18 protein-coding genes are annotated in these 17334 nt (G+C 66.0%); 16 read left to right on the forward strand and 2 right to left on the reverse strand.

Annotated elements, in window-relative coordinates; genetic code table 11:
* Positions 1 to 8: 8 nt before the first annotated feature.
* The 9 genes from ACSQ25_RS07045 to ACSQ25_RS07085 all read left to right on the forward strand — a co-directional run bounded on the left by ACSQ25_RS07045 (position 9) and on the right by ACSQ25_RS07085 (position 8161).
* A complete protein-coding gene (locus ACSQ25_RS07045; protein WP_436104997.1) occupies positions 9 to 773 on the forward strand; it encodes a GntR family transcriptional regulator in 765 nt (254 codons plus the stop codon).
* A 238-nt stretch (positions 774 to 1011) separates the two neighbouring features.
* Positions 1012 to 1425 carry a succinate dehydrogenase, cytochrome b556 subunit gene (gene sdhC, locus ACSQ25_RS07050; protein ID WP_436108034.1) on the forward strand — a complete coding sequence of 138 codons (414 nt, stop codon included), beginning with the start codon at positions 1012 to 1014 and terminating at the stop codon, positions 1423 to 1425.
* 2 nt (positions 1426 to 1427) lie between these two features.
* Positions 1428 to 1796 (forward strand): succinate dehydrogenase, hydrophobic membrane anchor protein, encoded by a 369-nt coding sequence (sdhD, locus tag ACSQ25_RS07055; RefSeq protein WP_436104998.1) that lies wholly within the window; start codon positions 1428 to 1430, stop codon positions 1794 to 1796.
* 2 nt (positions 1797 to 1798) lie between these two features.
* Complete coding sequence (gene sdhA / locus ACSQ25_RS07060) at positions 1799 to 3577, forward strand: succinate dehydrogenase flavoprotein subunit (RefSeq protein WP_436104999.1); 1779 nt, start codon at positions 1799 to 1801, stop codon at positions 3575 to 3577.
* A gap of 51 nt (positions 3578 to 3628) precedes the next feature.
* Positions 3629 to 4339, forward strand: coding sequence for a succinate dehydrogenase iron-sulfur subunit (locus tag ACSQ25_RS07065; RefSeq protein WP_436105000.1), 711 nt, complete (start codon positions 3629 to 3631; stop codon positions 4337 to 4339).
* Between the two features lie 222 nt (positions 4340 to 4561).
* A complete protein-coding gene (locus tag ACSQ25_RS07070; protein ID WP_436105001.1) occupies positions 4562 to 4852 on the forward strand; it encodes a succinate dehydrogenase assembly factor 2 in 291 nt (96 codons plus the stop codon).
* Between the two features lie 55 nt (positions 4853 to 4907).
* Positions 4908 to 6209, forward strand: a complete 1302-nt coding sequence (gene gltA / locus ACSQ25_RS07075; protein ID WP_436105002.1) for a citrate synthase — start codon at positions 4908 to 4910, stop codon at positions 6207 to 6209.
* A gap of 122 nt (positions 6210 to 6331) precedes the next feature.
* On the forward strand, positions 6332 to 7249 hold the full coding sequence (locus tag ACSQ25_RS07080; RefSeq protein ID WP_436105003.1) for a prolipoprotein diacylglyceryl transferase: 918 nt from the start codon (positions 6332 to 6334) through the stop codon (positions 7247 to 7249).
* Between the two features lie 33 nt (positions 7250 to 7282).
* On the forward strand, positions 7283 to 8161 hold the full coding sequence (locus ACSQ25_RS07085) for a PhzF family phenazine biosynthesis protein (RefSeq protein ID WP_436105004.1): 879 nt from the start codon (positions 7283 to 7285) through the stop codon (positions 8159 to 8161).
* Positions 8162 to 8189: 28 nt separating this feature from the next.
* Here ACSQ25_RS07085 and ACSQ25_RS07090 read toward each other — a convergent pair whose 3' ends face one another.
* A complete protein-coding gene (locus ACSQ25_RS07090) occupies positions 8190 to 9218 on the reverse strand; it encodes an alpha/beta hydrolase (RefSeq protein ID WP_436105005.1) in 1029 nt (342 codons plus the stop codon).
* A gap of 100 nt (positions 9219 to 9318) precedes the next feature.
* On the opposite strand from ACSQ25_RS07090, the gene ACSQ25_RS07095 reads away from it, so the two are divergent.
* From ACSQ25_RS07095 to ACSQ25_RS07105, 3 genes are all read left to right on the forward strand, one after another.
* Positions 9319 to 10224: a LysR family transcriptional regulator gene (locus ACSQ25_RS07095; RefSeq protein WP_436105006.1), complete on the forward strand. Its 906-nt coding sequence runs from the start codon at positions 9319 to 9321 to the stop codon at positions 10222 to 10224.
* A 129-nt stretch (positions 10225 to 10353) separates the two neighbouring features.
* Entirely contained in the window at positions 10354 to 10662 is a 309-nt protein-coding gene (locus ACSQ25_RS07100) for a hypothetical protein (protein ID WP_436105007.1), read from the forward strand.
* 81 nt (positions 10663 to 10743) lie between these two features.
* A complete protein-coding gene (locus ACSQ25_RS07105; protein WP_436105008.1) occupies positions 10744 to 12717 on the forward strand; it encodes a TonB-dependent receptor in 1974 nt (657 codons plus the stop codon).
* On the opposite strand, the gene ACSQ25_RS07110 is transcribed toward ACSQ25_RS07105, so the two are convergent.
* Entirely contained in the window at positions 12714 to 13898 is a 1185-nt protein-coding gene (locus ACSQ25_RS07110) for a chromate transporter (RefSeq protein ID WP_436105009.1), read from the reverse strand. The genes ACSQ25_RS07105 and ACSQ25_RS07110 overlap by 4 nt on opposite strands.
* 97 nt (positions 13899 to 13995) lie before the next feature.
* Here ACSQ25_RS07110 and ACSQ25_RS07115 point away from each other — a divergent pair, with 97 nt between their 5' ends.
* From ACSQ25_RS07115 to ACSQ25_RS07130, 4 genes are all read left to right on the forward strand, one after another.
* Entirely contained in the window at positions 13996 to 14379 is a 384-nt protein-coding gene (locus ACSQ25_RS07115; RefSeq protein ID WP_436105010.1) for a hypothetical protein, read from the forward strand.
* An 85-nt stretch (positions 14380 to 14464) separates the two neighbouring features.
* The gene (locus ACSQ25_RS07120) at positions 14465 to 15673 is read left to right on the forward strand and encodes a TolC family protein (RefSeq protein WP_436105011.1); all 1209 of its coding nucleotides are present in this window, start codon (positions 14465 to 14467) and stop codon (positions 15671 to 15673) included.
* A complete protein-coding gene (locus tag ACSQ25_RS07125) occupies positions 15670 to 16218 on the forward strand; it encodes a hypothetical protein (protein ID WP_436105012.1) in 549 nt (182 codons plus the stop codon). The genes ACSQ25_RS07120 and ACSQ25_RS07125 overlap by 4 nt, the downstream gene beginning before the upstream one ends.
* A 2-nt stretch (positions 16219 to 16220) precedes the next feature.
* Positions 16221 to 17330 carry an efflux RND transporter periplasmic adaptor subunit gene (locus ACSQ25_RS07130; protein ID WP_436105013.1) on the forward strand — a complete coding sequence of 370 codons (1110 nt, stop codon included), beginning with the start codon at positions 16221 to 16223 and terminating at the stop codon, positions 17328 to 17330.
* The last annotated feature ends 4 nt before the right edge of the window (positions 17331 to 17334 follow it).

Below are 17334 nucleotides of genomic sequence, written 5' to 3' on the forward strand. Positions count from 1 at the left end.
CGCGGTCTATGAACCCCCTTTCGCCCACCAGCAGCGATGCACCAGGCAGCGACGCATCGCCGTCGTTCCGTCCGCTGTACCAGCAGATCAAGGCCCTGATCACGCAAAGCCTGCAGTCGGGCGAGTGGAAGCCGGGCGAGCTGATGCCAAGCGAAGTCGAGCTGGCAGGACGTTTCAAGGTCAGCCAGGGCACGGTGCGCAAGGCCATCGACGAGCTGGCGGCCGAGCACCTGGTGGTGCGCCGGCAAGGGAAGGGCACCTTCGTTGCCACCCATGCCGAAGAGCGCGCCCACTTCCGCTTCCTGCGATTGATGCCCGACGAGGGCATTCCCCACCACCCGGACAACCGTTTCATTGCCGTGCTGCGCATCCGCGCCACCTCGGAAGTGGCGCGCCTGCTCGAGCTGAAGTCGGGCGATGCCGTGGTCTACATCAAGCGCGTGCAGTCTTTCGACGGCGTGCCGACCATCCTGGAAGAGCTGTGGCTGCCGGGGCAGCTGTTCAAGGGCCTGACGGCGGAGCGCCTGGTGGAATACAAGGGGCCGATGTACGGGCTGTTCGAGTCGGAATTCGGCACCCGCATGATCCGGGCGACCGAGAAGATTCGCGCGGTGGCGGCCGATGCGGTGGCTGCCGAGCACCTGAAGGTGGCGGAGGGCACGCCGCTGCTGTGCGCGGACCGGGTGTCCTTCAGTTACGGGGACAAGCCGGTCGAGCTGCGCCGCGGGATCTACTCGACGGCGCGGCACCATTACCAGAATGAATTGTCGTAATGGGTGCCTGAACGAACAAGGTGGGATGGCCGGCGGCGCCGGCCGCCCTACAGCAGGGATCGCTTGAAGCGATTAAAATAAGTTGGTTTTGCGTAAGCGACGAACACTGCCCGGTTCGCCGCAGGGATGCCCCGGATATCTGCATGCAGATGCTTGGTGCCCCGCCACAAAATCGGCGAAAATGAAGGGTTCATTAAAAAACTGTCGTCATAGAGGGAGGTGTTTCATGTCCGAAGCCGTGAGAGAAGCTGCAAAAAAAGGGCGGCCGGAGTTCCGCAACGTTGGCATTGGTGATATTACGGGTAAATATCGCATGCCGCCATCGGCCATCGTGTCGATCCTGCACCGCGTGAGCGGCGCCGGTCTGTTCCTGTTCCTGCCGTTCCTGCTCTACCTGCTGCAGGAAAGCCTGCTGTCGGAGATCTCGTTCGAGCATTTCCGCGGTGTCGTTGGCAATCCGTTTGCCAAGATCATCCTGCTGGGTCTGTCGTGGGCTTACCTGCACCACTTCGTCGCCGGCGTGCGCCACCTGTTCATGGACAATCACTTTGCCCTGGACAAGGATGCTGCGCAGAAGACCGCACGCTGGGTGCTGGTCATCAGCCTGGTGCTGACCGCGCTGGTCGGCCTGAAACTGTTCGGAGTGTTTTAATCATGGCAAACAAGAATAACATCGGACCGCGCCGCCTCGTCGTCGGCGCCCACTACGGCGTCAAGGACTGGCTGGCGCAGCGCATCACCGCCATCGTCATGGCCGTGTTCACCGTCGTGCTGCTGGTCTCCTTCCTGACCGGCCAGAATTTCACCTACGAAGGCTGGGCCGGGCTGTTCTCGCGCCAGTGGTTCAAGCTGTTCGCGCTGGTGACCTTCCTGGGCCTGTTCTATCACGCCTGGGTCGGCATCCGTGACATCTGGATGGACTATGTGAAGTCGGCAGGCCTGCGCCTGTTCCTGATGCTGGCAACGATCTTCTGGCTGCTCGCCTGCGCTGCCTGGACCGTGCAAATTCTCTGGAGTGTGTAATCGTGGCAGCTATCAAAACTGCAATCCCTACCCGCCGCTTTGACGCGGTCATCGTTGGCGCCGGCGGTTCCGGCATGCGTGCATCGCTGCAGCTGGCTGAAGCCGGCCTGAACGTGGCGGTGCTGTCGAAAGTGTTCCCGACCCGTTCGCACACCGTGGCTGCCCAGGGCGGCATCGGTGCTTCGCTGGGCAACATGAGCGAAGACGACTGGTACTGGCACATGTTCGACACCGTCAAGGGTGGCGATTACCTGGGCGACCAGGATGCGATCGAATTCATGTGCCGCGAAGCACCGAAGGTCGTGTACGAGCTGGAACACTTCGGCATGCCGTTCGACCGTAACCCGGACGGCACCATCTACCAGCGCCCGTTCGGCGGCCACACCGCGAACTTCGGCGAAAAGCCGGTCCAGCGCGCCTGCGCCGCGGCCGACCGTACCGGCCACGCGCTGCTGCACACCCTGTACCAGCGTAATGTCCGTGCCCGCACCCACTTCTTCGTCGAGTGGATGGCCCTCGACCTGATCCGCGACGCCGACGGCGACGTGGTCGGCGTGATGGCCCTCGAAATGGAAACCGGCGACGTGATGATCCTGGAAGCGAAGACCACCATCTTCGCCACCGGCGGCGCAGGCCGCATCTTCGCCGCATCGACCAACGCCTTCATCAACACCGGTGACGGCATGGGCATGGCGGCACGCGCCGGCCTGCCGCTGCAGGACATGGAGTTCTGGCAGTTCCACCCGACCGGCGTGTCCGGCGCGGGCGTCCTCATCACCGAGGGTGTGCGCGGCGAGGGCGGTATCCTGATCAACTCGAATGGCGAACGCTTCATGGAGCGCTATGCGCCGACCCTGAAGGATCTGGCGCCGCGCGATTTCGTCTCGCGTTCGATGGACCAGGAAATCAAGGAAGGCCGCGGCTGCGGTCCGAACAAGGACCACGTGCTGCTGGACCTGCGTCACATCGGCGCCGACACCATCAAGAAGCGCCTGCCGTCGATCCTGGAAATCGGCCACAAGTTCGCCAACGTCGACGCGACCAAGGAACCGATCCCGGTCGTCCCGACCATCCACTACCAGATGGGCGGCATCCCGACCAACATCCATGGTCAAGTGGTGGCTCCTGACGGCACCGGTGGCCAGAAGATCGTCAACGGCCTGTACGCAATCGGCGAATGCGCCTGCGTCTCGGTCCACGGCGCCAACCGTCTCGGCACCAACTCGCTGCTCGACCTGGTGGTGTTCGGCCGCGCGGCCGGCAACCACGTCGTCGCATCGAACCTGAAGCAGAAGGTCAACAAGCCGATGCCGAAGGACGCCGCCGATTTCGCGCTGGACCGCCTGAACCGCCTCGAGACCTCGACCGGCGGCGAGAAGGTGCAGGGCGTCGCCAACGACATCCGCGCCACGATGCAGAAGTACTGCGGCGTGTTCCGTACCCAGGAACTGCTGGATACCGGCGTCAAGGAAATCATGAAGCTCGACGAGCGCCGCAAGCACGTCTCGTTCAAGGACAAGTCGAAGGTGTTCAACACCGCCCGCGTGGAAGCGCTGGAACTCGACAACCTGATCGAGACCGCGAAAGCGACCATCGTGTCGGCCGCCGCACGTCCGGAATCGCGCGGCGCCCACGCCCACAGCGACTTCCCGAACCGCGACGACGAGAACTGGATGAAGCACACCCTGTGGTTCTCGGACAGCAACCGCCTCGAGTACAAGGCTGTGGTCACCAAGCCGCTGACCGTCGACACCTTCAAGCCGAAGGCCCGTACTTTCTAATTATGTTGTGGGCCGCGTACGAAGCGCGGCCCGTATAGAACAGGTAAAAACATGGCACGCACCGTCCAACTGAAGATCTACCGCTACGATCCTGACAAGGATGCGAAGCCTTACATGCAAGACGTCACCGTCGAGCTGCAAGACACCGACAAGATGCTGCTCGACGCACTGCAGCGCATCAAGTCCGACGTCGATGATTCGCTGGCCCTGCGCCGCTCCTGCCGTGAAGGCGTGTGCGGTTCGGACGCAATGAACATCAACGGCAAGAACGGCCTGGCCTGCACCACCAACCTGAATGAGCTGACCCAGCCGATCGTGCTGCGTCCTCTGCCGGGTCTGCCGGTGGTCCGCGACCTGATCGTGGACATGACCAACTTCTTCAAGCAGTACCACTCGATCAAGCCTTACCTGATCAACGACTCGATCAAGCCGGAGAAGGAACGCCTGCAGTCGCCGGAAGAGCGCGAAGAGCTCGACGGCCTCTACGAGTGCATCCTGTGCGCCTGCTGCTCGACCTCGTGCCCGTCGTTCTGGTGGAACCCGGACAAGTTCGTCGGCCCGGCCGGCCTGCTGCAGGCCTACCGCTTCATCGCCGACTCGCGCGACGAAGCCACCAACGAGCGCCTGGACAACCTGGAAGACCCGTACCGCCTGTTCCGCTGCCACTCGATCATGAATTGCACGGACGTGTGCCCGAAGGGCCTGAATCCGAACAAGGCGATCGGCAAGATCAAGGAACTGCTGGTTCGTCGCGCGATTTAAGCTCCGCGTTTCGACCTGCCCACGTGCGTTGAACGCGTGGGCAAGGAACTTGCCCACCCTACGGGATAACGATTCTCGTAGGGTGGGCGGGTCTCCCGCCCACGCGTTCAAATCACGTTTGCATCACGGCGCAACACGACGCCAACATGCGACATTCGACGGTAAAGATGCCGCAAATACAGTAAAAGTACCGTACTGCCTATTCCCGGCCTACGGAGTATGATGTTGACCCAACAACGGACTCTAGTGAAAACGCATCAATCCGACCCCGCCAACCGTGCCCGCCTGCGCTGGCGCGCCCGCCGCGGTCTGCTCGAGAACGATTTGATCCTCACGCGCTTCCTGGATGCGCATGAAGAAGAATTGAGCGACGAGGAAGTCGATGCGCTGACCCGCTTGCTCGACCTGGCGGACAACCCGCTGATGGATCTGCTGCTGGGCCGGACCGAGCCTGAAGGCGAGGTCGACCAGCCGCACGTGCGCGCCCTGCTGGCGCGCCTGCGACAGGCGTGAGACAGCCAAGTTTCGTTTTTTGTTTATAGATCCACTCCCACAAGAAGGAAGTGCCATGAATATCTCTGATACCAAAGCCACCCTGTCGTTCTCCGACGGCAGCCCGTCGGTCGACATGCCGATCTACAAGGGCACCATCGGCCCGGACGTCATCGACATCCGCAAGCTGTACGGCCAGACCGGCAAGTTCACCTACGACCCCGGCTTCATGTCGACTGCCTCGTGCAACTCGAGCATCACCTACATCGACGGTGACAAGGGCGAGCTGCTGTACCGCGGCTACCCGATCGAGCAGCTGGCCGTCAATTGCGACTTCCTGGAAACCTGCTACCTGCTGCTGAACGGCGAACTGCCGAACGCCGAGCAGAAGGCGACCTTCACCAACACCGTGACCAAGCACACCATGGTCCACGAGCAGATGCAGTTCTTCTTCCGTGGCTTCCGTCGTGACGCGCACCCGATGTCGGTGCTGGTCGGTACCGTCGGCGCCCTGGCTTCGTTCTACCACGACTCGCTCGACATCAACGACGCCAAGCAGCGCGAAATCTCGGCGATCCGCCTGATCGCCAAGCTGCCGACCCTGGTCGCGATGGCCTACAAGTACTCGATCGGCCAGCCGTTCATGTACCCGCGCAACGACCTGTCGTACAGCGCCAACTTCATGCACATGATGTTCGCCAACCCGTGCGAAGAGTACAAGGTCAACGACGTGCTGGTGCGCGCCCTGGACCGCATCCTGATCCTGCACGCCGACCACGAGCAGAACGCATCGACCTCGACCGTCCGCCTGGCAGGTTCGTCGGGCGCCAACCCGTTCGCCTGTATCGCTGCCGGTATTGCCTGCCTGTGGGGCCCGGCACACGGCGGCGCCAACGAAGCCGCACTGACCATGCTGAAGGAAATCGGCTCGGTCGAGAACATCCCGGCCTTCATCGAGAAGGTCAAGGACAAGAACTCGGGCGTGAAGCTGATGGGCTTCGGTCACCGCGTGTACAAGAACTTCGACCCGCGCGCCAAGCTGATGCGCGAAACCTGCCACGAAGTGCTGAACGAACTGGGCCTGCAGGACGACCCGCTGTTCAAGCTGGCGATGGAACTGGAACGCATCGCGCTGAACGACGAATACTTCGTCTCGCGCAAGCTGTACCCGAACGTCGACTTCTACTCGGGCATCGTGCAGTCGGCCCTGGGCATCCCGGTCTCGCTGTTCACCGGTATCTTCGCGATGGCCCGTACCATCGGCTGGATCGCCCAGTGGAACGAAATGATCGCCGATCCGGAACAGAAGATCGGCCGTCCACGTCAGCTGTTCGTGGGCTCGCCGGTGCGCGACGTGCCGGCGATCGACAAGCGTTAATCACTACGCTGCGTCATCAAAAAAGCGGACTTCGGTCCGCTTTTGTTTTTTGTGCGGCGCATCCGACTAGGGAAGCGTGCTGCTATCATTGCTGGATCGACATCATTGAGGCGGGCACGACAATGTCTTATCCCTACCTGAGCGACCTGATCAAGGCACTCACCGGCTACGATCTGCCGCTGCCGCTCGCCACCTTCGGCCTGCTGGTGGCATGCGCCATGCTCGCGGCGGCTGCCTGCCTGAGCGCCGAATTGCGCCGGATGGGACGGACCGATGGATTGTTGCAAGGCCGTCGCCTGGTCAAGGGCAAGGATGGCAAGGCGACGTGGGAGACCCGGCCTGCACACGAACTCGTTTCCAACCTGACGGCTGTCGTGATGGTGGCGGGCATCGTCGGCGCGCGCCTGTTTCACATCCTGGAGAACATGGACCAGTTCCTGGCCTCGCCCTGGTCGATGATCTTCAGCCGTGCCGGGTTGAGTGTCTTCGGTGGCCTGATCCTGGGAACGATCGCGGGCATCGTCTACGTGCGCCGCTGGAACCTGCCGGCGCGCCCGATGCTCGACGCGGTGGCGCCGGCCATGATGCTGGGCTATGCCATCGGCCGGATCGGCTGCCAGATCTCCGGCGACGGCGACTGGGGCATCGCGGCGGACATGGCGCTCAAGCCCGGATGGCTGCCCACCTGGTTCTGGGCCCAGACCTACGAGAACAATATTTATGGCGAAGTCATCGCCGCGCCCGGTGTCTATCCCACGCCGATCTACGAATCGCTGATGGCCATCGCCTGTTTCGGGCTGTTGTGGAAGCTGCGCAGGCACCCGTTCAAGACCGGCTGGCTGTTCTCGGTCTATCTGGTCCTCGGCGGCATCGAGCGGCTGCTGATCGAGCAGATTCGCGTCAATCCGCCCTACGATCTCGGCCTGTTCAAGGCAAGCCAGGCCGAACTGATCGCCGCCGTGCTGATCTGCGCCGGACTGGCAGGCGTCATCCTGCTGGGCCGTGCCGGGGCGGCGCCGGCGCCTGCATCGAATGCCTGAAGTCTGAACCACCATCATTCACCGGAGACCAGCATGCCACGCCTGCCACTCAAGACCGTCGACGTCTTCACCACCGTCCCGTTCAAGGGCAATCCGGTCGCCGTCGTGCTCGACGCCGCCGGCCTCTCGGCGGGGCAGATGCAGCAGATCGCCAGCTGGACCAATCTGTCCGAAACGACCTTCGTGCTGCCGCCGACTGCCGAAAGCGCGGACTATCAGGTCCGCATCTTCACGCCCGGCGCCGAGCTGCCCTTCGCCGGCCATCCGACGATCGGCACGGCGCATGCCTTGCTGGAAGCGGGCGTCGTGGCGGCGAAGGAGGGCGCTCTGGTGCAGCAATGCGCTGCCGGACTGGTCAAGTTGCGCGTCGATCAGGAAGGGCAGGGGGCGCCCTGGATTTCCTTCGAACTGCCCGCACCGACCCTGACGGCGCTGGACGCCGGCCAGGCCGCGCAACTGGAATCGATCCTGGGCGCGGACCTGGAAGTGAATGTCGTTCCCTACCTGGTCGACGTCGGCGCACGCTGGGTGATCGCCCAGTTGACGAGCGCGCGGGCGGTACTGGCTTGCGAGCCGGACCTGCAGCGCATGAAGGCGCAGGACATCAAGGGCAGGCATACGGGCGTGGTCATCTTCGGTGAACACGACCCGGGTAGTACGGCTGGCATCGAAGTGCGCGCCTTCGCGCCGGCCCATGGCGTCAACGAAGATCCGGTCTGCGGCAGCGGCACCGGCGCCGTGGCGGCCTACCTGCGCCATACGCGGCAGCTCGGGACTTTCGGAAGCGAGCTGCTGGCCACGCAGGGCGAGATGGTCGGCCGCGCCGGGGTGCTGCGGCTCTCGATCTCGGATGAGGTCATCCGGGTCGGCGGCAATGCGGTCACCTGCATCGACGGCACCCTGTCCTTGTAGCGGACCCCGGCCCGGGATCCCCCTGCGCTTACAGCGCGCGCTTGAAGAAGGGCGCCATCCGGCCGACCGCCTGGGCCACGTGTTCCTTGCCGTCATACAGCGTCATGTGGGTGGCACCATCGACGATGAACAAGTCCTTGTCCCCCTTGGCCAGCCGGTAGGCATCCTGGCTGTGCCATTGCGAGCCGGCCTTGCTGCCCGCGATGAACAGCGCCGGCTGCGTCAGAAAGGACGCGACCCCGTCGAAGGCACTGAACGCATGTACCTTGTCGAGGCTCGTGGACAGCATCTTGTTCGGCGCATTCGGATGCTGGCCGCGCGGCGTCAGGTAGTACTCCGCGGCCTCGCGCAGGTCGGACGGCGTCGCGGCGTCCGGCGCCGGCGGGACATAGGGGACGTAGGTCGGCGCGGCGCCGCTGGCCTCGGCCGTGCGCTGTCTGGCGACCGCGTCCAAGGGTGCCGCCTGCTGCTCCGGCTGCTGGTCGCCATACCAACCCTTGCGGGTCGCGGCGCCGATGTCGACCATGCTGACCGTGGCGATGGCCTTGATGCGGCGCTCGCTCGTCGCCGCCTTGACGGCGTAGCCGCCGCCCGCGCAGATGCCGAGCGCGCCGATGCGGTTCGCATCCACGTAGGCGAGGGTGGTCAGGTAGTCGACCGCGCTGCGCACGTCTTCCACGCGCTTGGCCGGATCTTCGAGGAAGCGCGGCAGGCCGCCGCTCGCGCCCTGGTGCGAGGCGTCGAAGGCCAGCACCACGAAGCCCTGCTGGGCGAGCTTCTGCGCATACAGCCCGGCGGCCTGTTCCTTGACGCCGCCGCCGGGGTGCACCACGACCACGGCGGCGTGCTTGCGCGCCTTGTCGAAACCTTGCGGCAGGTAGATGTTGCCCGCCATGTCGATTGCCTGGTTCTTGAAGCTGACGTCCTGGCGCTGGACGCCACCCTCGGCGGCGAGCGCCGGAAGCGGCAGCAGGCTGGCGGCGGCCAGGGCCGAGACGCCGAGCAGGGCGCTGCGACGGCCGGACGGGGAAGCTTTGCGGGAGTGGGGTTTGTTCATCTCGTTTCCTTGGTTGTTGAAGCACAAGGACATGCTAAGTCGCAGCCGATTCCGTGACTAGGCGGTAAAATCTGCATGAACTATGTAGCGGAGCTTCATAATGCAGCGTGAACAAATGGCCGACCTGACCGCCTTCGTCGTGGTGGTCGAAGAGCGCAGCTTCACCCGGGCCGCCGCCAGGCTCGGCATGTCGCCGTCGGCCCTGAGCCAGATCGTGAACCGCCTGGAGCGCAGCCTCGGCCTGCGCCTGCTCACCCGCACCACGCGCAGCGTGGCGCCGACCGACGCCGGCGAGCGCCTGCTGCAGACCCTGGCCCCGGCGCTGGAACAGATCGACGCCAGCATCGCCGCGCTGGGCGACCTGCGCGGCAAGCCCGCGGGCGTGATCCGCATCTCCTCCGTCGAGCATGCGGCGAAGACGGTGATCTGGCCGGCGCTGCGCGCATGCCTGCCGGACTATCCCGACATCTCGGTCGAGATCATCCTCGACTACGGCCTGGTCGACATCGTCGCCGAACGCTACGACGCCGGCGTGCGGCTGGGCGAGCAGGTGGACAAGGACATGATCGCGGTACGGATCGCGCCGGACATGCAGATGGCGGTGGTCGGTGCGCCCGCCTATTTCGGGAAGCAGCAGCCGCCGCAGGCGCCGCAGGAGCTGGTCGAGCACCGCTGCATCAACCTGCGCCTGCCGACTTCGGGCGGGCTGTATGTGTGGGTGTTCAGCAGGGAAGGGCGCGAGCTGAAGGTGCGGACCCAGGGCCCGCTGGTCTTCAATACGATCGACCTGATCATCGAGGCCGCGCTGGCCGGATTCGGGCTGGCCTACGTGCCGCTGGATCAGGTTGCGGGCCATATCGCCGCCGGCAGGCTGCTGAGCGTACTGGAAGGGTGGACGCCGAAACTGTCGGGCTACCACCTGTATTACCCCGGCCGCCGGCTTGCCGATCCGGCCTTCGCGCTGGTAGTCGAGGCCTTGCGCTACCGCCCCGGCACGCAGCACTAGACGCTTGTCCATTTCGCTTGTCAGAGCGTTATAATGCTTGCCTTCTGCACCAGCCCACGTTCCGGCACCTCGTCCATACAGATGTTCGCCAGCCTTCCACGCCTCCGGTCCGCCCGCTTGGTCATCGTCATGATGCTGACCTTGGCGATGGTCTGCGCGCATTGGCAGGGCCTGGCGCACCGGATCGCGCACGCATCGCAGCACGTGGCCGTAGCGGGCGACCCTGGCAAGCACGCCTCGTCGCCCACCGACACGAAAGCCGTGCCGCACTCCTGCCTGGCCTACGACGCCGCCACCGTATCACCGGCATTGCATACCCCGGCCTGCACCACGGCGGTCCTGCCGGCCGGCCGCGTGCTGGCCCAGTGGGCCGCATTCGAGTCCTGGCATGCGCCGTTCACGCCGTATTTCTCTTCCCGCGCTCCTCCCGTCGCCTGATGTCCTGACTTTCCTGACCGCTGTGCGCCGGCATCGCCCGCGCACGCGCGTCCTTTCGGTATTCGTTTCAAGGAATTCATCATGCACGTCCAGCGTACTATCCTGGCGAGCGCGGTCCTGGCCGCCCTCGCACCGTTCTCGTTTGCCCAGACCACCAGCCAGCCCGTCGCGACCGTCGTCGTGACCGCTACCCCCTTCAATGCCGCCGAAGGCGACCAGATCCTCACGCCGGCCAAGGTGCTGGCCGGCGACGAACTGCGCACGAAACTCGGCAGCTCGCTGGGCGACACCCTGTCGAATGAACTCGGCGTGTCCGCCTCGGCCTTCGGCGCCGGCGCATCGCGCCCGATCATCCGCGGCCTGGAAGGCAACCGCGTCAAGGTGCTGGAGAACGGCATGTCGGTATCCGACCTGTCCGGCCTGTCGAACGACCACGCAGTCACCGGCGAAGCCGCCACCGCGCGCCAGATCGAGATCCTGCGCGGCCCGGCGGCCCTGCTGTACGGCTCGGGCGCGATCGGCGGCCTGGTCAACGTCGTCAACGAGCGCATCCCGACCGAGCTGCACGACAAGCCCACCGGCGTGGTCGAGACCCGCTACAGCAACGTCGACCACGGCCGCGCCGTCTCCTTCTCGGGCGATGCCGCCGCCGGCAAGGTCGCCCTGCACGTCGACGGCAGCGGGCGCGACGCCGGCGCTTACCACATCCCGGGCGCGCCCGATGGCGACACCCTCGCCAACTCGGAGCTCCGCCAGCACACCCTGGGCGCGGGCGCCTCGTACATCGGCGCGCGCGGCCACCTCGGCGCCTCGGTCAGCTCGCTGAAGAAGCACTATGGCATTCCGGGCGGCGAGGGCGCGAAGATCGACCTCGACCAGACCCGCTACGACATCGACGGCCAGCTCGATGCGCCGCTGCCGGGCTTCGAGAAGCTGCGCTTCAAGGCCGGCCATACCGACTACGGCCACGTCGAACTGAATGCCGAGGGCGGACCGGAGACCGTGTTCGCCAACCGCTCGACGGAAACGCGCCTCGAGATGGCGCACAAGCCGCTGGCAGGCTGGGAAGGCAGCTTCGGCGTCCAGACCGAGCACACCCGCTTTTCCGGCCTGAGCGCGGACAGCGGCGAATCGGCAACGGTGCCGGTGACGGTATCAAGCACCCATGCCGCCTTCCTGGTCGAGCAGCGCCAGTTCGGCAAGACGCGCGTCAACGCGGGCGTGCGGGTGGAATCGGTGAAACGCGAACCGGAAGGCGCGCGCCGCCGCAGCTTCGACCTGCTGTCCTACTCGGCCGGTGCGGTCTGGCCACTGGCCAGGGACTACACGGTGGGCCTGACCGCCTCGGTGGCGCAGCGCGCGCCGGCCGCGGACGAGCTGTACTCGGGCGGCCCGCACGAATCGACCCTGACCTTCGACATCGGCAATCCGAACTTCAAGAAGGAGACCTCGCGCAACATCGAGCTCTCGTTCCGCAAGGTCGAGGGGCTGGTGCGCTGGCAGGCCAACTTCTTCCAGAACCGCGTGCGCGACTTCATCTATGGTGAGGTCAACGACACCCTGCTCGACGACGAAGGCAATCCGGGCGACGAACTGCGCGAGCGCATCTTCCGCCAGGCGAATGCGACGATCCGCGGCATGGAGGCCGAGATCAGCTACAACCAGCACCCGCACACCCAGGGCCTGGCGCTGCGCGCCTTCGGTGACCTGTCGCGCGGCTCGCTGGACGATGCGGGCAGCCTGCCGCTGCAGCCGGCCAAGCGGATCGGCCTGGAAGCGAACTACCGCCAGGGCCCGCTGCGTGGCGGCGTCTCGGTGCTGCGCGCGCTGAAGCAGGAACGCCTGGCCTCCTTCGAATCGACGCCGACCCCGGCCTACACCCAGCTCGACGCCAACCTGTCGTACACCCAGCGCTTCCAGAACGTGGACCTGACCTGGTTCATCATCGGCAAGAACCTGCTCGACGAGGACATCCGGATCTCGACCTCGGTCCTGAAGGACATCGCGCCGCTGCCGGGACGGAACCTCACGGTCGGCGTGCGCGCGGCGTTCTAGGAAGCCCGCATCAGCGGAAAGACGAGCAGCCCGAGGACGGCGGCGGCCAGCACGATGACCGGCTCCTGCAGCTTCTTGTAGCGCCACAGCAGGGCAATCGTCACGATGGCGATGAGGGCGGTGGGGATATCGACCACCGTCCGCTTCGCAATCACGATGACCGAGCCTGCGATGGCGCCGATGGCGGCGGCCGTGATGCCGTCCACGAAGGCGACCACGCCCGGGACTTTTCCGTATTTCTTGAAGTAGGGCGCCGGGATCACGGTGAACAGGTAGCAGGGCAGGAAGGTCGCCACCGCGGCCACCGTCGCACCGGGCAGGCCGGCGACCAGGTAGCCGATGAAGCCCACCGTGATCACCACCGGGCCAGGCGTGATCATGGCCACCGCCACCGCGTCGACGAACTGCTTCTCCGTCAGCCACCCGTGTTCCGTCACGACGCCGCCATACAGGAAGGGCACGATCGCCAGGCCCGAGCCGAACACGAAGGCGCCCGCCTTCGCGAAGAACAGGGCGATCTGCACCAGTACCGTCGTATCGGCGGCGCCGAACAGGCTGCCCAGCAGCGGCAACTGGGTCGCGGCCACCCCGTTCACCCCGCCGCGCGAGGCCCACTTCGGCGGCGCGCGCCAGAACCAGACCAGCACGCCGGCGGCCACGAACAGCCAGGCGATCTCGGATTCGGTCGCCACCGTCACGGCGGCCAGCAGCAGGTAGATCGCCCACAGCAGCCTGTCCTTGCCGACGCTCTTCTCGGTCAGCTTCTTCGCGCTCATGACGATGATGCCGATCACCGCCGCGCCGACGCCGTAGAACACCGCCTGCATCCACGACAGTCCGCCGAAGCGCACATAGGCCCAGCCCAGGGCCACGACGATCAGGAAGGAGGGCAGGACGAAGGCGAGGCCCACCAGGGTGGCCCCGAGCAGGCGGTAATGCACGAAACCGAGGTAGATCGCGAGCTGGGCGGCGAGGGGACCGGGCGCCAGCTGCGACAGCGCCAGTCCTTCCTTGTAGTCGGCCTCCGTGAACCAGTGCCGGCCTTCGACCAGGTCGCGCTGCATGTAGCCGACCAGCGCCACCGGTCCGCCGAAGCCGACCGCGCCCAGCTTGAGCATGTACAGCACCAGTTGCCACAGCTTGTAGGCCGGCTTCTCGCCGGCTTGCACAGGTAGATCCACGTATCGACTCCGAATTTGCAGCAGGGATTAGCGAGCGTTAACATAGCATCCCCGACCCGGCACGCTGCTATAATTTGCGCTTCTTCGGGATGCTCTCGTGCGCCGCTTCATCTACATTCTCCTGCTGCTGTGTGTGCCCCTGTATGGTTTTGCCATGCAGGGCGGCTTGCCGCAGGCGTATGGCAGCGAATCGCTGGCGCATGAACTCGTGCACGAAGAGGGCATCCACCACCATCACCACGAAGAAGACGGTTCGGTCCACTACGACGAATCCGATGAATCTTTCGCCCACGTCCACGAGCACTCCTGCGCGCAGCCCATCAGTTGCAGCGTCCCCTCGCTGACGGTCCCGCCGGAACAGCAGGTGCCCGAGCCGATGCCCTTCATCGTCCAGGCGGCGCCCGAACCCTTCCTCGACGGACCACGAAAACCGCCTCGCCTCGCCCTCGGCCACGCTGCCGGGGGAATGCCGCACGCCTGATCGACGCCTGATCGATAGCTGATGCGCGACATGGTCGCGCGCGTGCGCCTCTCCCGGTGATTCATGATCACCCGATGGAGAAAACATGCGCACCAGCCGCCTGTCCTTTTACCTTGCCGGTGCCGCCTTCGCCCTGCCATGCTGGGCCCAGGCCGTACCGCCAGTCACACTCAAACACGCCGTCGACAGCGCCTGGCAGCGCGCGCCTGCCGCACGCACGATCGAAGCGCGCCAGGACGAAGCGCTTGCTGGCCGCGCCAGTGCCGGTTCCTGGCTCGCGTCCAGTCCCACGCTCGGCCTGTCCCAGCGCAGGGACCAGGGCAGTTCCGAACGGGAAGGGCGCGAATCCGAGATCTCGGTCTCGTCCTCGTTCTGGCTTCCGGGCCAGAAGTCGGCCCGCGAAGCGCTCGCCGAACGCAGCAGCATGGAGGCTACCGCCCACCTTGCCGCTACCCGCCTGGCCGTGGCCGGGCTGGTCCGCACCCGGATGTGGGAAGCCGCCGCCGCCCAGGTCATGCTGGAAGAGAAGCAGGATCACCTGCACCACCTCGAAGGCCTGGCCGACGAGGTACAGCGCCGCGTCAAGGCGGGCGACCTGGCCCGCAGCGACGGGCTGCTGGCCGGGCAGGAAGTGCTGGCCGCGCGCATCGAGGTCGGCAAGGCGCGTACCGCCGCCACCGAGGCCCTGGCCCGCTTCCAGGTGGCGACCGGCTTGCCGGAACTGCCCGCGCTGGAACCGGAGCCCCTGCAGGAGCGCGATGCGCCGGCCAATCCACGCCTGGCCGCGGCGCAGGCCTCGGAACAGCGCGCCCGTGCCGCCCTGCGCCTGGCGGAAGCCAGCCGCACGGCGCCGCCGAGCATCGCCCTGTCGGTGCGCCGCGAAGAAGAGCGAACCTTCCGCGAGCCGGTCCGCAGCGTCGGCGTCGCCCTGCAGATCCCCTTCGGCAGCGCCGCCCGCAACCGCAGCGTCGAAGCCCAGGCCCGGACCGTGATCGCGACCGCGGCGGCCGAAGCGGCCGAGGCGCAGGCGACCAGCGGCGCCGAGGTCGAGGTGGCACGGGCACGGCTGGCGAATGCCAGGGGCGCACTGGACGACGCGATCGCCCGCGCCAAAGCCCTGCACGAACACACCGCGCTGTTCGAGAAGGCCTTCCGCCAGGGCGAACGCGGCCTGGCCGACCTGCTGCGCTCGCGCGCGCTGACCCATGAGGCCGACGTCGCCGTGGCCCAGCAAAAAGTCGCCATCGGGCACGCCCATGCGCAACTCAATCAAGCATTAGGAATCCTTCCATGAAATACCTGAACTTCTTCGTTGCCGCCATGCTCGCCATGTCGGCGGCATCCGCCGGCCCCGGCGCCCACGGGCCGAACGGCGAACACCTCGACGCCCCGGCGGCGGCCGCAGGCGCCGTCGTTCCGCGCCTGGAAACCTTCACCGAAGCCTTCGAACTGGTGGGCCAGCTCTCCGGCGGCGAACTGTCGATCATGATCGACCGCTACGAGACCAATGAACCGGTGCTGAACGGCACGCTGGAAGTCCAGTACAAAAACCTGAAAGCGACCGCGAAATTCCACGCCGACATGGGCGACTACGCCGTCGACGATCCGGCTTTGCTGGCCGCTATTTCGAAGCCGGGTGCCCATCCGCTGCTGTTCACCCTGGTCGCGGGCGAAGAGAGCGACCTGCTCGAAGGGACGCTGCAGGTCGGCGCCGCAGCCGACGACCATGGCCACGCGCACCCGGCATGGCGCCCCTGGCTGTTCGCCGCCATTGCAGCACTTGTCCTGATCGCGGCGCTCGCCGTCGTGCTCCGCATCCGTCGACGCAAGGAAGCCTGAACATGAAACAACGCATCTTTGCCGGCCTCCTTGCCGGCCTCTTCACGACTTCCTTGTTGGCCTCCCCGGGCGCGCATGGCCCGAACGGCGAGCACCTGGATGAAAAAGCGGCGGGCACCGGCAGCGGCCTGGCGCGCCTGCCGGACGGCAGCGTCAACGTGCCGAAGCTGGCGCAGCGCCGCATGGGCGTGCGCACGCTGATGGTGAAAGAGGGCGAGTTCGCGCGCACGGTGCTGCTCAACGGCCGCGCCGCCATCGACCCGAACGCCGGGGGCAGGGTGCAGGCGCCATTCGCGGGCCAGATCGCGCCCGGCCCGAAGGGCTTGCCGGTAGCCGGCCAGCGCGTCGTCAAGGGACAGGTGCTGGCGCGCCTGCGCCCGATCGGCGACGCCATCGAACGCGGCAACCAGGCGGCCCAGCTGGCCGAGCTGCGTGCCAATCGCGGCTTGCTGGAAAAGCGTGTCCAGCGCCTGAAGTCGCTGGAAGGCGTAGTCCCGGCCAAGGAAATCGAAGCGGCCCAGGCCGAACTGGCTGCCACCATCGGCCAGGAACGCGCCGTGGCGAAGTCGATCGGCGGCGTGGAAAACATCGTCGCTCCCGCCAGTGGCGTCATCGCCAGCGCGTCGGTGCTGAACGGGCAGATGGTGGAGTCGCGCGAGGTGTTGTTCGAGATCGTCGATCCGAAGCAGATGCTGGTCGAGGCCATGGCCACCGACGCTTCGCTCGCGCGCAAGATCAGCAGCGCGAGCCTGGCCGAGGTCGCGAATGTCGAACTGAGCCTGCTCGGCGGCGGGCGCAGCCTGCGCGAAGGCGCCGTGCCGCTGAACTTCCGTGCGCGCGGCGCGCAGCTCGACCTGGCGGTCGGACAACCGGTGACCGTGCTGGCCAAGCTGAACACGACGGTGAAGGGCATTGCCCTGCCGGCGGCGGCACTGGCGCGCAATCCGGCCAATGAAACCGTGGTGTGGATCAAGTCCGGCGCCCAGCGCTTCATCGCGCTGCCGGTGGAGGCGACCGCGCTGGATGCGGGCACCGTGATCGTCACCCGCGGGCTCGGCGCCGACAACCGGGTCGTGGTCAGCGGCACCTCCCTGATCAACCAGATCAGGTAAGGCG

The sequence above is a fragment of the Massilia sp. LjRoot122 genome, assembly GCF_964252725.1.
GTDB lineage: Bacteria > Pseudomonadota > Gammaproteobacteria > Burkholderiales > Burkholderiaceae_D > Telluria.